The sequence below is a fragment of the Pseudomonas sp. GW704-F2 genome, assembly GCF_059423025.1.
Window position 1 is genome coordinate 19,060 of sequence record NZ_JBWKXO010000022.1, and the last position, 14,473, is coordinate 33,532.

General features: G+C 61.0%; 15 protein-coding genes. 9 read left to right on the plus strand and 6 right to left on the minus strand.

Annotated features, from left to right (window positions below; translation table 11 throughout):
* Positions 1–4: 4 nt before the first annotated feature.
* Genes AC07W0_RS18830 through AC07W0_RS18850 form a run of 5 tightly spaced genes read left to right on the plus strand, consistent with a single transcriptional unit; the run spans position 5 to position 4,569 of the window.
* Positions 5–799, plus strand: coding sequence for an ABC transporter permease (locus AC07W0_RS18830; protein WP_102617903.1), 795 nt, complete (start codon positions 5–7; stop codon positions 797–799).
* Positions 799–1,089, plus strand: a complete 291-nt coding sequence (locus tag AC07W0_RS18835; RefSeq protein WP_046383765.1) for a (2Fe-2S)-binding protein — start codon at positions 799–801, stop codon at positions 1,087–1,089. Before AC07W0_RS18830 ends, AC07W0_RS18835 begins: the two co-directional genes overlap by 1 nt.
* Positions 1,086–2,429 (plus strand): FAD/NAD(P)-dependent oxidoreductase, encoded by a 1,344-nt coding sequence (locus AC07W0_RS18840; protein ID WP_102617904.1) that lies wholly within the window; start codon positions 1,086–1,088, stop codon positions 2,427–2,429. Before AC07W0_RS18835 ends, AC07W0_RS18840 begins: the two co-directional genes overlap by 4 nt.
* Positions 2,426–3,523 carry an NAD(P)/FAD-dependent oxidoreductase gene (locus AC07W0_RS18845; RefSeq protein WP_102617905.1) on the plus strand — a complete coding sequence of 366 codons (1,098 nt, stop codon included), beginning with the start codon at positions 2,426–2,428 and terminating at the stop codon, positions 3,521–3,523. Before AC07W0_RS18840 ends, AC07W0_RS18845 begins: the two co-directional genes overlap by 4 nt.
* Before the next feature lie 14 nt (positions 3,524–3,537).
* Positions 3,538–4,569 carry an ABC transporter substrate-binding protein gene (locus AC07W0_RS18850; protein WP_079443607.1) on the plus strand — a complete coding sequence of 344 codons (1,032 nt, stop codon included), beginning with the start codon at positions 3,538–3,540 and terminating at the stop codon, positions 4,567–4,569.
* Positions 4,570–4,797: 228 nt separating this feature from the next.
* Here AC07W0_RS18850 and AC07W0_RS18855 read toward each other — a convergent pair whose 3' ends face one another.
* Entirely contained in the window at positions 4,798–5,061 is a 264-nt protein-coding gene (locus tag AC07W0_RS18855; protein ID WP_256580851.1) for a hypothetical protein, read from the minus strand.
* Positions 5,062–5,612: 551 nt separating this feature from the next.
* On the opposite strand from AC07W0_RS18855, the gene AC07W0_RS18860 reads away from it, so the two are divergent.
* From AC07W0_RS18860 to AC07W0_RS18870, 3 genes are read left to right on the plus strand one after another with little or no spacing between them, the layout of a single operon-like run.
* Complete coding sequence (locus AC07W0_RS18860) at positions 5,613–6,131, plus strand: PAAR domain-containing protein (protein ID WP_102617906.1); 519 nt, start codon at positions 5,613–5,615, stop codon at positions 6,129–6,131.
* The gene (locus tag AC07W0_RS18865; protein ID WP_046488390.1) at positions 6,128–6,829 is read left to right on the plus strand and encodes a VRR-NUC domain-containing protein; all 702 of its coding nucleotides are present in this window, start codon (positions 6,128–6,130) and stop codon (positions 6,827–6,829) included. Before AC07W0_RS18860 ends, AC07W0_RS18865 begins: the two co-directional genes overlap by 4 nt.
* A 15-nt stretch (positions 6,830–6,844) precedes the next feature.
* Positions 6,845–7,933 (plus strand): DUF3396 domain-containing protein, encoded by a 1,089-nt coding sequence (locus AC07W0_RS18870; protein ID WP_102617907.1) that lies wholly within the window; start codon positions 6,845–6,847, stop codon positions 7,931–7,933.
* Positions 7,934–8,119: 186 nt separating this feature from the next.
* Here AC07W0_RS18870 and nadE read toward each other — a convergent pair whose 3' ends face one another.
* Genes nadE through AC07W0_RS18885 form a run of 3 tightly spaced genes read right to left on the minus strand, consistent with a single transcriptional unit; the run spans position 8,120 to position 10,810 of the window.
* Positions 8,120–8,932, minus strand: coding sequence for an NAD(+) synthase (gene nadE, locus AC07W0_RS18875; protein ID WP_102617908.1), 813 nt, complete (start codon positions 8,930–8,932; stop codon positions 8,120–8,122).
* Between the two features lies 1 nt (position 8,933).
* A complete protein-coding gene (pncB, locus tag AC07W0_RS18880) occupies positions 8,934–10,151 on the minus strand; it encodes a nicotinate phosphoribosyltransferase (protein WP_102617909.1) in 1,218 nt (405 codons plus the stop codon).
* Between the two features lie 11 nt (positions 10,152–10,162).
* Positions 10,163–10,810: a nicotinamidase gene (locus AC07W0_RS18885; RefSeq protein WP_046488398.1), complete on the minus strand. Its 648-nt coding sequence runs from the start codon at positions 10,808–10,810 to the stop codon at positions 10,163–10,165.
* Positions 10,811–10,955: 145 nt separating this feature from the next.
* On the opposite strand from AC07W0_RS18885, the gene AC07W0_RS18890 reads away from it, so the two are divergent.
* Positions 10,956–11,648, plus strand: coding sequence for an NUDIX hydrolase (locus AC07W0_RS18890; RefSeq protein ID WP_046488400.1), 693 nt, complete (start codon positions 10,956–10,958; stop codon positions 11,646–11,648).
* Positions 11,649–11,743: 95 nt separating this feature from the next.
* Here AC07W0_RS18890 and hemN read toward each other — a convergent pair whose 3' ends face one another.
* Both hemN and AC07W0_RS18900 read right to left on the minus strand, forming a co-directional pair.
* The gene (hemN, locus tag AC07W0_RS18895; protein ID WP_102617910.1) at positions 11,744–13,129 is read right to left on the minus strand and encodes an oxygen-independent coproporphyrinogen III oxidase; all 1,386 of its coding nucleotides are present in this window, start codon (positions 13,127–13,129) and stop codon (positions 11,744–11,746) included.
* Positions 13,126–14,436: an oxygen-independent coproporphyrinogen III oxidase gene (locus tag AC07W0_RS18900; protein WP_046488404.1), complete on the minus strand. Its 1,311-nt coding sequence runs from the start codon at positions 14,434–14,436 to the stop codon at positions 13,126–13,128. The genes hemN and AC07W0_RS18900 overlap by 4 nt, the downstream gene beginning before the upstream one ends.
* Between the last annotated feature and the right edge of the window lie 37 nt (positions 14,437–14,473).

Here is a 14,473-nt window from a genome sequence, read left to right on the forward strand (position 1 = left end):
GCGCATGTCCAGAAACGGTCCTTTGGCCCTTGGCTTCCACGGCCTGGTGGTGGTGTTCATGATGGCGCCGCTGGTGGTGGTGTGCCTGGTGGCCTTCACCCCGGAAAATACCTTGAGCCTGCCCACGTCGGGCTTCTCCCTGCGCTGGTTTCGCGCGGTGTTCGAGCGTGCCGACTTTATCCAGGCGTTCTATAACAGCCTGATCCTGGCATTTACCGCTGCAACCCTGGCGACGCTGATTGCAGTACCGGCGGCGCTTGCGATCAGCCGGTATCAGTTCCCGGGACGTAACTTCTTCAGTGCGTTGTTCCTGTCGCCGATCATCATCCCGCACCTGGTGTTGGGGGTGGCGATGCTGCGGTTGTTCGCCTTGATGGGCGTCAACGGCAGCTTCACCTGGCTGATGCTGGCGCACGTGGTGATCATCACGCCCTATGTGCTGCGCCTGGTATTGGCAGCAGCGATCGGGATCGATCGCAGTGCCGAGCAGGCGGCCGAATCGCTCGGTGCCGGACGCTTCACGTTGTTTCGCCTGGTGACGTTGCCGATGATCCTGCCCGGCGTGGCCGGCGGCTGGTTGCTGGCCTTCATCAACAGTTTCGACGAAGTGACCTTATCGATCTTCGTCAGCTCGCCGGCCACGCAAACCTTGCCGGTGCGTATGTACGTGTACGCCACCGAATCCATCGACCCGATGATGGCTGCAGTGTCGGCGCTGGTGATTGCCCTCACGGCGGCGGCCATGATTGTGCTCGACCGGGTCTACGGCCTGGATCGCGTGCTGGTGGGAAAACATTGATGGCCTTGTTCAAACGATTGACCGAAACCGCACGCCCTGCCCTGGCGTTTACCCTCGACGGGCAACCGGCCACAGGCTTGCTCGGCGACACCCTGCTGACGGCGGTACTGACCTGCGCCGAGCACCTGCGCGGCAGCGATTTCAGTGCCGAACGCCGCGCCGGGTTTTGCTTGATGGGCGCCTGCCAGGACTGCTGGGTGCGCCTGGCGGACGGACAACGCGTGCGCGCCTGTTCGACCCTGCTGGAAGAAGGCCAGGCGATCAGCCGCGACCCGGGGCGCCAGCTATGAAGCCGGTGGTGATCGTGGGCGCAGGCCCGGCGGGGATCAGTGCCGCGCGCACCCTGTTCGACCACGGCGTAACGCCTTGCCTGGTGGACGAAAGCCTGCGCGGCGGCGGGCAAATCTATCGCCGCCAACCCCCAGGCTTCCAACGCACCGCCAGGCAAATATACGGATTCGAGGCGGGTAAGGCCGAGGCCGTGCATCGCACCCTGGATGAACTGGCGCCGCTGATCGACTACCGGCCCGAAACCCTGGTGTGGAATGCCGAAGATCGGCGCCTGGACTTGTTGAGCAACGGTCACGCAGCCAGCGTCGAGTATTCACGGATCATCGTCGCCACCGGCGCCACCGACCGTATCCTGCCGGTGCCGGGCTGGACCTTGCCCGGTGTCTACAGCCTGGGTGCGGCGCAAATCGCCTTGAAGTACCAAGGTTGCGCCATCGGCGAACGCGTGGCGTTTTGTGGCAGCGGGCCGTTGCTGTATCTGGTGGCGTATCAATACGCCAAGGCCGGCGCCAATGTGGTCGCCGTGCTCGACAGCGCACCGTTCAGCGCCCAATGCCGCGCCTTGCCGGCGCTGCTCGGACAACCGGCGACCCTGGCCAAGGGCTTGTATTACCGCGCCTGGCTCACGGCCCATGGCGTTCCCGTGCATCAGGGCGTGACGCTGCAGCAGATCGACGGTGAACAACGGGTCAGCGGCATACGTTGGCGCAAGCACACCCTGGCCTGCGACGCCGTGGCCTTCGCCCATGCGCTGCGCAGCGAAACGCAGTTGGCGGATCTGCTCGGTTGTGAATTTGCCTGGAATGCCTTGAACCGTGCGTGGCTGCCGCAACGGGACGGTGCCGGGCGCAGCAGCGTCGACGGTGTGTACCTGGCGGGCGACGGTGCCGGGATCATGGGTGCCGATGCCGCGCAGATGGCCGGTGAGCGGGCGGCGTTGGCGGTGCTGGAAGATGCAGGCGTCGCGATCGATCATCAGCGCCCGGCCCTGCTTGAGCGGCAATTGGCGCGCATCCAGCGCTTTCGCCAGGGCCTGGAGACTGCATTTCCCTTCCCGGCAGACTGGGCCGCGCAGGCGCCGGACGACTTGATGTTGTGTCGCTGTGAAGAAGTCCGGGTTGGCGATATCCGCACCGTGGTGGATGAAGGTCATTGGGAAATCAATCGGGTCAAGGCCCATTGCCGGGTGGGCATGGGCCGCTGCCAGGGGCGCATGTGCGGGCTGGCGGCGGCTGAAGTCGTCGCCGAGCGCAGTGGTCGCGGGATAGAAGACGTCGGGCGTTTGCGCGGCCAGGCCCCGATCAAGCCGCTGCCGTTTGGCGTGGAGGTGCAGCCATGATCGACGTCATCGTCCTCGGCGGCGGGATTGTCGGTGCGTCGGCGGCCTTGATGCTGGCGCACAAAGGTCAGCGTGTGGCGTTGGTGGAACGGGACTTCTGCGGCTCGCACTCCAGTGGCGTGAACTATGGCGGCGTGCGGCGCCAGGGACGGCCGTTGCATCAGTTGCCGTTGTCGCAGCGCGCCCATCAGTTGTGGGCCGACCTGCCCGGCTTGATCGGTATCGACGGCGAATACGTGCGCTCCGGACATTTGAAACTGGCGCGCAGTCATGGGGATTTCGCCGCGTTGCAGGCGTATGCCGAACACACGCGGGGCTTTGGCCTGGGCTTGCAGTTGCTCGATTACGCCGAGCTGCGCGCACGTTTTCCGTGGGTCGGGGATATCGCAGTGGGTGCGTCGTTATGCCCCGAAGATGGCCATGCCAACCCGCGCCTGGTATCCCCCGCCTTCGCCCGTGCCGCGCAGCGCCTTGGCGTGTGTGTCTACGAGCAGGCCGAGGTGATCCGCATCGAACATGACAGCCGCCAGTTCCAGGTGGATTGCGCCAACGGCCTGCACCTGCAGGCGCCATGGCTGCTCAATTGCGCCGGCGCCTGGGCAGGGACCGTCGCCGCGCAATTCGGCGAGCCGGTCCCCATGACATCTGCGCACCCGGCCATGCTGGTCACCGAGCCGCTGCCCGTGGTGATGAACGTCAGCACCGGCGTCGAAGGCGGCGGGATTTATGCGCGCCAGGTGGCCCGGGGCAATTGCATCCTCGGCGGCGGTCGCGGTTTTGCGCTTGGCCCCCGGCAGGCGCGGCCCGGGCAAGCGGCGGTGCTGGAGATTCTGCGCCATGCCGGCGAGCTGTACCCGTTTCTCAAGGGTGCCCAGGCGATTCGCACCTGGAGCGGCACCGAAGGTTACCTACCCGATCATGAACCGGTGATCGGCCCCAGCAGCACCCAGCCTGGCCTGCTCCACGGTTTCGGCTTTGCCGGCGCCGGGTTCCAGCTGGGCCCGGCGGTCGGTGAAGCCCTGGCAGAGATCGTCTGCACAGGGGCCAGCCGGCAACCCATCGAAGCGTTTTCCATCCGTCGTTTCCAAGCCTGAGAGGAAAAACATCCATGAATACTCGTATTGCGCTGTCCTGCTTGTCCCTCGCTCTGCTCGCCTCCACCGCCCATGCAGCCCCGACGCTGTACCTGGGCATGAACGGCGGCACCATGGAACGGGTGTATGCCGACAAGGTGCTGCCCGCGTTCGAAAAGGCCAATAACGTCAAGGTGGTGATCGTGCCCGGCACGTCGTCGGACATCCTCGCCAAGGTCCAGGCCAACAAAGACAACCCGCAGATGCATGTGATGTTCCTCGACGACGGCATCATGTACCGCGCCATCTCCATGGGCCTGTGCGACAAACTGGCGCCGAGCCCGACCCTGGAGCAGATCCCGGCCAAGGCAAAAATCAAGGACCAAGCCGTGGCCGTGACCCTCGGCGTCACCGGCCTGGGCTACAACGCCAGGCTGTTCAAAGAGAAAGGCTGGGCTGCACCGACCTCGTGGATGGACCTGGCCGACCCGCGCTTCAAGGACAAAGTGGTGTTCCAGTCCCTGGCCTCATCGACCTTCGGCCTGCACGGCTTCCTGATGTTCAACCGCCTCCAGGGTGGCTCAGAGACCAACGTGGAACCGGGCTTCAAGGCCTGGCCCAAAACCGTCGGCCCCAACGTGCTGGAGTACATCGCCAGCTCCGCGAAAATCTCCGAGATGGTGCAAACCGACGAAGCGGCGATCTTCCCCCTCACCCCGACCCAGGTCGCCACCCAGAAACTGCTCGGCGTGCCGATGGAATACGCGCAACCCAAGGAAGGCGCCGTGGTGCTGAACGTGGCCGAATGCGTGATCGCACGCAACGACCAACCGGAACTGGCGCAGAAACTCGCGGCCTTCCTGCTGACCGCCGAAGCCCAGGCGCCGGCGCTGGAGGAAGGTGATCAGATCCCGTCAAACCCGACCACGCCCACCAGCGACAAGACCCGCGCCCGAGTGGAGGCGATGCAGGGTTATTTGCAGACGGCGATCTCGATTGATTGGGACCAGGTGAACCAGGCGCGGCCGGAGTGGAATGCGCGGTGGAGTCGGTCGATTGAGCGGTAGCGTTTCATAAGCCTGCTCGGCGCCGAACTCTTTGGCGCTGGGTACGGATTATCCTACTGATGCGCTGGCGTTTTTGGCGCAGTTTTACCCATTCGTTGCGGGCTTCGCGGTGGCGTTTGCTGTTGAGCAGTAATAGAGCCAGCAGCGGGAACAGAATGCCTGATGCATAAAGTACTTTGTGGGGCCCATATTCGATGGTGGGTAAAACGCCCAGCAAGCACAAGAGCATCAAGATGACAGGGATCCATATCCAGCCTGGATAGCCACGGACGACCATGAAGTTGCAGTGAGCAATAGGAACGGCGGAGCCAATAGTAAAAAAAATGTGTATTTGAGATTTACGTTAACGGGCAAAGCGCCGAAGTAACGGTCAAACATCATCGGAATGCCAATTGCCAAAGCAAATAGCTGAGAAAAGCTTGCCGCAGCAAAGACCGGAAAATAACATTTCAGAAGACGCCAAAGCTCCTCCAGGCTCATCAGAAATATCATTCGTCAAACTCCTCGTAGAGCCCCACTGCGGTTGTTCGAAAGTTACCGGTCATGGCGCTGCCTATCGCGACCGGTGAGCCCCACCACATCCTTGTTTTGAACGAGAGTTGCTTGTCGCAGCTCGACTTGGGCGAACCTCTTTGGCAAATCACCCCTGCCCCGGCAATCGCCGGATCGGCATCGATGGAAGCAAACAGCCGACGCAGATTGATATTGCCTTCAATGCACTCACGGGTAGTGAGATGAGTGCAGGGGAAACATCCTTGAATATGCCAACTGCCATTCCTTTACTCCCGAACTCATAAGAGTGCAGAGCGTAAAGACTCAATATCCCGCAACAATGTAGGAAATTTTCCTTTTTCTTGACAGGCACTTCCCGCTCTCGGCTAAGCATCTTGTAGTTAATCGGAGGAATAGGAAAAGTACGCCATTCGTCACTACCGGCGAACGATCAGACAAGGAACGAGTATCGCAATTGATATGTTTTTGAAGCGACTCGTTAACTCAGCACGTTTTCTTGACCTCCAACCACTTTTGCAAGGATAGGCATTATGAGTGGAAAGCCCGCCGCCCGCGTTACTGACCCTACGGCATGTCCAATGCCGGAGCACGGCACCAACCCTATCATCGAAGGTTCTCCTGACGTCTTCTTCGATGGCTTGCCCGCAGCGCGCCAAGGTGATGTATCTGCTTGCGGGAGCCCGATCAGCTCGGCCGTATCATCGACGGTTTTTATCAACGGAAAACCTGCCGCAACGCTCGGCAGTGTCGGTGAACATGGCAACGTGATCATCGGTGGATCGGGAACAGTGATTATCGGCGACATATTCACACCGACCCCATTCACCCCCATCGTGCCATTGAGCCGTTCCACAGCCCCTTACTCCGGACGCTTTCAACTCATAGATCAGGAAACCGGCAAACCCATTGTTGGCCGCAAGGTAAAGGTCTGGTCTAGTGCCGGTTGGAGCACGCTCGACACCACGAATATCGAAGGCATGACATCGTGGGTTAGCCATGCTGCGTCGGAGTCTATCTATATTGACTTGGTGCAGGAAGGCGAAGAATGAATGATCAACCCGGCCTTTCTCAGGGTGGCATGAGCCCCGAAGGAAAAACTAACCCTGTCGGCATCCTGAAGCCGAAGCTCGATCCCCAGGACAAGAACGTACTTTGCTCGGCAATTTGCTATTGCAGCAGCACACCCAACATCAGCCAGGATGGCAAGCATCTCAAACAGGGCTGTGTGGCCCAGCGCCTTGGGGAGCTTGACGAGATTCTCCAGAGGCGCAGTCCGTATAAGCCCGAGGTCAGTTACGACATGACCAAGAATCCACCACAGCCAATCCTCGACAGCCAAACAGGGAACAGCCCTCATGGCTGGATACCGGGTTGGATCAACAAGTATTGGAATGAGGACCCAGAGCATCCACCGTTCAAGCCTGGGAAAGGGATGATTCGGCGGCCTGATGTCGTGATCGTCAAGGCTGCGAGCAAGCCGCCAACTCAGGACAATATCAAACAAGTTGTCGAGATGAAGTTTCCACCTGACCCACCGAAAGTGGAGCAGGCGCAGGATTATGCAAAAATTGCCGGCAACAAAAACAAGGTCGTTGAGATGACATCCACTGAATGCGACTGCGGTCAGGAACATCAGCAATCCAATGTGCCGGTGGAACAGCTCGGGTGGGCCGCAGCCATCGCTGGGAGTGTGATGTTTATCCTGACGCGTGGCCGCTCCCCTCGGCCAATGATCCCCGCTTACTGATTCTAAGGAACACCCATGGAACCGGAATTCAATGTAGCCGAAGAACTTGCCAAGCAACCACACCTGCTGGAAATACCCGGCCACTTGCTAATGAAGGGCGGGAGCCAGAACTATATTGGCGCAGTGCTATGTCTGCGCGGGACGCTTTATTTCAGGGATGCACACACACGCTTGGTACGCGAGTCACTATGCCAGTGCTTCGACGATTTCAAGCGCTTGGCTGAGCCCTACCTCACGTGGCTCTGGCGCGAAGAACCTCCTCAGGGTAAACCGCTGTCAGCTTATGCTGACGCAAAGCCATTGCGCGATATGGTCGAAGCAATGGATGAAGATGATCTTCTCAGCTTCTACTACCTCAGTGGCAAGCAACCAAATGACGCCAGCGCTTGGCTCTTCGATGTTTTTGGTATGCGGGGATGGAAGGCAAAGATGGGAGATGACCTAAGCGCTCTGGAGTTCTCAATACCACTTCTGTACCAAGAGCAGAACCCACTCAGTTTCCTGCGTTTGTTCCTTGACTCAGCACGCCGACTGGCTCCAGAGCAGGGCTACGCCGGACATGCCTTCAACCTTTCCGTCACCAACCGAGATGGCAACGAGCCTACCGAAGCTTTTATGGCGGCGCGCATGCCTGGCTTGGATGTAGGAACAGCAGGTCTGCTGGTCAATATCCCCGAGTTCAAACCTACAAAAATCAAGACGGTCAGTTGGCTGACCTTGCTCGACCAAACGCGCCTGGATATTGTTGGCGGTCTGGAGGAGCTGCGTGCGCAGCTACCCTCAAGCCATTTTGCCTTCTATGACTACGGTAACGGCGTCGTGATTCAGGCCGGTGCATACCCGTACCTTGCCGGTGATGCCGATGATCCGAAGCCCGCTGCCTATGTATTACTGAACCATGTACTCAAGGGCATTCGCTACGAGACGGTGGGTTCATTGCACGGTGGCTCTCATGATGGCGAGTTGCGCCTGGTGGACTGGTCGGCTGACCAGTGGCTCAAGCGCTTGGATGTGAGTGCAGACGACATACCCGGCTGGCGTGCCAAGTTACTTCGCGACGAACCCTGCCTGGATGCTACAAACACTCTGCCAGGGCGTTTGTAGAATAGATGAACTGCGCGGCTGCCGACGTAACAAATAATCTGGCTGCTGTCGCAGCTCCCTCTGGTCGCAGCCACTCTACAATCATCCTCCTCTCCCCCCGTTTGAAGCCCATTTGTAGATAAGTCCAAGCAAACACGCCTCCTCCCAATCCCTAGCGATAGAGGTGTCAAAAATGCATTGCAGAAATCAAGGAGCAATCGGCAGCGCGCGTTTGTGCGCTGTCTTGCTGTACGCCCCTTCGACAATCGTCCTCACCCGCTCACTCACTGGCTCGCCCATCAGGTACGCATCAATCTCTTCGTACGTGCAGCCGTAGGCATGTTCATCCAGTTTGCCCGGTACGAGTTCTTCCAGGTCGGCAGTGGGCTGCTTGTGCACCAGGTTCGTCGGAGCCCCAAGGGCACTGGCCAACAGGCGCACCTGGGTCTTGGTCAGGCCCGACAACGGGGCCAGGTCGCACGCGCCGTCGCCGAACTTGGTGAAAAACCCCATCAATGCTTCGGCGCCGTGGTCGGTGCCGACCACCAGGCCATTGTGCAGGTTGGCCATCGCGTAGTGCGCGATCATGCGGGTGCGGGCCTTGACGTTGCCTTTAATGAAGTCGACCTGTGCGGCGCTGGCTTCGGTGGCGGTGAGGCAGGCCATCAGGCCGTCGACGCTGGCGGCGATGTTGAGGGTGTCGATGTGGTCGGGGGTGATGAAGGCCAGAGAGGCCTGGGCGTCGCTTTCGTCGGCCTGGGTTTTGTAGGGCAAGCGCAGGGCGATAAAGCCTGCGGCGTAGTCTTCGCTGCGCAGTTGCTCTACCGCCAGTTGGCAGAGGCGCCCGGCCGTCAGCGAATCGACGCCGCCGCTGATGCCCAGCACCAGGGCCTTGCAACCGGAATGGCGCAGGGTGGTTTTAATGAAGTCGATACGCCGTTGGATCTCCCGGGGCGCGCCCCCCTTGACCAACGAGCGGTTGATATTCAGTTCCAGGGCAATACGGTCCTGGGTTTGCATGTCACACCTCCACGCTGCCGACGTTGAAGACTTGCGTTGCGTACCGCAAAAACGAGGCGTCTTCGCAGACATTCTTGATCGGGTCATCCGAGAATTTCACCACCGGCTCACCGTGTACCCGCACCAGTTTCATCACGATGCTCAGCGTCTCAACGCCTTCCACATCGCAGGCCAGGCTGGTGCCCATGCCGAAGCCGAACCTGGCCTTGCCGCGCACGTGGCGCAGGATCGGCAGGCATTTCTCGAAGTTCAGGCCGTCGGAGAACATCAGGTCCTTGGTCATCGGGTCGATACCCAGTTGCTTGTAGCGGGCCAGGACTTTATCGGCCCAGACGATAGGGTCGCCGGAGTCCTGGCGCAGGCCGTCGTAGAGCTTGGCGAAGTACAGGTCGAAGTCCTTCAGGAAGAAGTCAGTGCTGATGCAGTCGGTCAGGGCGATACCCAGGCGGCCGCGGTATTCACGTACCCAGTTTTCCAGGGCGGCGTTCTGGCTTTCGCGCAGGCGGCCCAGTTGCTGGTGTACCATCAACCATTGGTGGGCCATGGTGCCGATCAGCGGCAGGTCGAACGCGTAGGCCAGGTGCGCGTTGCTGGTGCCGACGAACTGGCCGGGGAAGTCGCGGCGCATGATGTCCACCACTTCGCGCTGGGCCTTGAACGACAGGCGCCGGCGCGTGGAAAAGTCGGAGACGCGCAGGTCGGCAAGTTCGTCGCGGCTGAGGTTTTTCTCCAGCCAGTCGAATTTCTGGTAGAGCTTGCGGGTGACGTCCTCCAGGCTCACATCGGGGTATTTGTCACGGTTGCGCAGCTCGCTGACCAGCGCCAATACCGGCTGTTCGAACATGATGCAGTGCAACATCGGGCCGACGACGCGGATGTTCAGTTGGCCGTCGACTTCGCTGACGTGGATATAGCGCAGGTTGAAGCGGAACAGGCCGAGGAAGCGCTCATAATCCGGCGTGAGGTATTCGCGAAAGCGTGGGTTGAACAGAAAGCGCAGCTCGCCTTCGCGCATCTGCAGGCCGGCGAGTTTTTCCAGTTCATCGCGCAGTTGCGGGATCAAGTGGCCCAGTTTTTCCTTGGAACGGACGATGAAGTTGTACTCGACGTCGACATTCGGATGCTGGTGCAACACAGCCTGCATCATGGTGAAGGTGTAGTAGTCGGTGTCGAGCAAACCCTGGATCACCGGGGTTTCGTAGTCGTAGGCACTTTCCATGGCGTATCTCCTTAACGCGTGGCCATCGCGGCCAGTTCTTCGCGGGTGCGGCTGATGCCCGCACCGGCCTTGAGCAACTCGTTGACGGCCTGTACGCCGCCCTCCTGCGTAATACCGCGGCACGCCGGCAGGTGCAGCACCACTTCCAGGCCGGCCTTGAGCAGTTGCAACGCGGTGGTCTTGACGCAGTAGTCGAGGGCCAGGCCGCCGACGATCACGCGGCTTACGCCCTGGGCCTTGAGGTACTCGATCACGCCCGTGGACAGCTTGTCGTGCAGGTCGTGGTAGCAGGCGCCGTAAGGGTGCAGGTCGGGTTCGACACCTTTCCAGATGAAGTAATCGTAGTCATACGGGGTGGGCAGTTCGTCGAGCAGGGTGAAGCCCTCGGTGCCCGGCACGCAGTGGCTGACCCAGGTGACATCGGCGTGAGCCAGGCCGGTGGGTTGCAGCATCTCGCTGTGTTGCTTGACCACCCACGGCGCATGCGGAGTGTGGGCGTCCTTGCTGCCGACACGGTAGCCCGCGAGGCTGGCCATGTAGTTGAGTTCGGCACCGATGAGGTCCCCTTCGGCCACTGGCAATTCGTTGGGGCACAGCGGCGTAAAGCTCTTCTGGGCGTCGACGTCGAATGAAGCGATGGCATGTTTCGAGAGGGTCATGGCGGGTCTCCTGTGGCCTGAAAACAAAAGTACACGTCATGTACTTTCATTGCAAGAAAGATTTGTTTATCTAGGCTTTAGTCAGTACATGACATATTTGTTCTATCCGTTAGACTGTGCCCCCCGCTGTTTAGAAGGACTGCACATGCCACTTAGCGCCTACCTCCACACCGTCGACCTGTGCGTGCTGTTCTACTGCCGCGCGGCAGGAGAACTGAAGCTGCTGCTGAACAAGCGCGACGCCGAACCCTTCGCCGGGCATTGGGCTCTGCCGGGTGTGGTGGTGAATGGCGGCGTGCAGGACCTGAGCCTCACGGATGCCGTGGAGCGCCTGCGTGCGAGTGACAAAGTCGGCCTCGACCTGGTGTGGAGCGAGCAAGTAGGTACGGTGGGCGACGCGTTCCGCGACCCGCGTTGCTGGTCGTCGTCCACTTTCTACCTGGCGATCATCGCGGATGAGGTGACGCTGGGCGAGCATCAAGGCTGGTTTTCGCTGGATGCGGTAGCCGACGGCCGCATCAAGTTGCCGTTCGATCACAACACCATCGTGGCCGCCGTGCAGGAGCGGTTACTGTCCAAGTCGCTGTACAGCAGCTTGCCGCTGATGTTCCTGGGCCAGGAATTCAGCGCGCCGGAAGCGACGGCGATCTTCTCACTGGTGCTCGCGCGGCCGGTGTTGAAGACCAGCATTCGCCAGCGTTTGCTGAAGCTGGCTGAGCTGGGGTATTTGCGGGAAACGGGGCGCAAGAAACAAGGCGAAGGCGGCAGGCCCCAGGCGACGATGGAGAACTTGAAGCCTGGGAAGATTTATTTCTTCGATCGCAGTTTTGCCGACTAGCACGGTATTCAAAAACAACCACGATCAAATGTGGGACCGCGCTGCGGGCGGACATGGCGATCAACAGCTCCCACAGCGGATACAGGCCTCTTCGCTTAAACCGTGCGGGAAAACTGGCCTTTGTGCGCGCCGCCCAGGTAGGCGTCAAAGGCCATCGCCACGCTGCGCACCATCAGTTGGCCCTTGGGCAACAGTTGCAGCGCATCGGCCTGGATCAGCAATAACCCGTCCGCCACCTGCTCGTCCAATTGCAGCAGTGCCTCGGCGAAATAGTCGTTGAAGCGCACGCCATGGGTGGCCTCGATCTGTGGGAAGTCGACTCGACCATCACACATCAGGCCATTGATCACCTCGCGGCGCAGTACGTCATCCGGGTTGAGCCGATAGCCGCGCTGCACCGGCAGCATCCCCGCGTCGAGTCGGGCGTAGTACTGGGACAGTTCCTTGACGCTCTGGCTGTAGCTGTCACCGACTTTGCCGATGGCCGACACGCCGAGGCCGATCAGGTCGCAGTCGGCATGGGTCGAATACCCCTGGAAGTTGCGCTGCAAGGTGCCGTTGGCACGGGCCAGCGCCAGCTCGTCGTCGGGCAAGGCGAAGTGGTCCATGCCGATGTAGACGTAACCGGCCTCGGTCAGGCGGCGGATGGTCAGTTCCAGCAGTTCCAGCTTGCGCGCCGGCGGCGGCATGTCTTCGGGACGGATCATGCGCTGGGCACGGATCTGGCTCGGCAGGTGTGCGTAGCTGTAGGCCGCCACCCGATCAGGGCGCAGGGCGATCAGTTTGCTCAAGGTCACGTCGAAGCTGTCCACGGTTTGCAGCGGCAGGCCATAGATCAAGTCGACACTCACCGACTTGAAGCGCGCCTCACGCGCCGCGGCCACCAGTTGCAGGATCTGCGCTTCGCTTTGCACCCGATTGACCGCCGCCTGCACGTCGGGGTCGAAGTCCTGCACGCCGAAGCTCAGGCGATTGAAGCCCAGGCCGCGCAACGTGTTGATCCGCTCAACGCTGATGGTGCGCGGGTCGACCTCGATGGAGAACTCATGGGCGTCGCTGTCATCCAGGGTGAAGTGTTCGGCCAGGCAGGCCATCAGCTCGGCCAATTGCGCGTCGTCCAGATAGGTCGGCGTACCGCCGCCCAGGTGCAACTGGGTCAGGCACCGGGAACGCTCGAACAGCGCCGCCTGCATCTGGATCTCACGCTTGAGATACGCCAGGTACTCCACGGCCCGATGGGTCTTGCGGGTGATGATCTTGTGGCAACCGCAGTAATAGCAAAGGCTCTGGCAAAACGGGATGTGGATGTACACCGACAACGCCTTGGGCACGGCCACCTCATGGCTGGCGCGGACCGCCTGGTGATAGTCATCCAGGGCAAAGGCGCTGTTGAACTGCGGCGCGGTCGGGTACGAGGTATAGCGTGGCCCCGGTCGGTCGTATTTGTGGACCAGGGCACGGTCGAATTCAAAAGCACTCATGTGTCGATCACCTCGTCGTTGGCGCTGACCGGGGTGGCGAGCACGGCACGTTCAAACAATGCGCAAATACCGTCCACCTGCGGCAGGCCGGCGGGCAGCAACCAGATGAACGTCGGGGACAGCTCGATCAGACCGTCGCGGTGCAGCGCTTCCAGCAACGGCCAGAGGTAGGCGAAATAGCGAGCGAACACCAGGCCGTAGCGCCGTTCCACCGCCTGCACATCCAGCTCCAGGTCACAGGCCAGGCGTTCGGCCACGTGCAGGCGCACCGGGTCAGAGGTTTCGCGGAACCAGCCCCGGCATGTGGCGAGCTGACCATTGCCCAGTTGCTCACGGTACTCGCGGGCATCGGCCGTGTTTTGCGCGCACAACGTGTCGATCTGGCTGATGGCGCCCACGCCGAAACCGATGTGGTCGCAGTAACCGTGCAGGGTGAAGCCTTCGCAGTTACGGCTCAGGCGCCCGCGTTCCTGGGCTTGCTTGAGGTCGTCGTCGGCCCGGGCGAACTGCCCCAGGCCGATGTAGTGATAGCCCGCCGCGGCCAGGAGCTGGAAGCAAATACGGCGCATCGCGCTCTTATCCGCCTCGCTGCTGAACGCCTGGGGTTGTTGGGATTGATAGCGCACAGGCGCATGGGCGTAATCGAATACCTGCAAGCGATCCGGCTCCAGGGCGATCAGGCTGGCCAGTTTCAGCTCGATACTGGCCGGGGTCTGCCAGGCATGGCCGTAGCCGAGGTCGATGTTCACCGAGCGAAACCCGAAGGTGCGGGCCGCATCCACCAGCGATTCGATCGGCGCCGGGTCCTGATACCGCGCCTGGCACAGCGGCCCCTCGCGGTTGGCGTCCGGCACGCCGATGCTTGCATGGTTGAAGCCTTGTTCGCGCAGCAGGCCCATGGTGGCCCAGTCCGTGTGCCCGGGGTCGAGGTCGACGCAGTAGTCACCCCGGTCGTGGTCGAGAAAATTGAAGCGCTCGTGCAACTGCGCCATCAACTGCTGCACCTGGGCGAACGCCGGTGTGGTGCCGCGCAGGTGAAAGTGATCGACCGGCTGGCGGCCGCCGAGTTGGCAGCCGATCAGTTGGATTTCCTGGGTGAGGCTGTGCAAATACTCAGCGCCAACGTCGCCCGCCGGCCAGTGCAGGTTCAATGCCAGGGGCCGCTGGCACTGGCGGCTGTTGCGCAAGGCGCGCAACAGGTCAAGGGAGCCGACACCGGCATGGAAGCGACGGGTGTCCGTTTGGCAAGCCAAGTCCAACACGCCTTGATCGTGACGAAAGCGAGCGGGATGAAGAAGGGTACGCATGACGGACTCCGGTTCGGGCGGCGGTGGTGCATTGTCC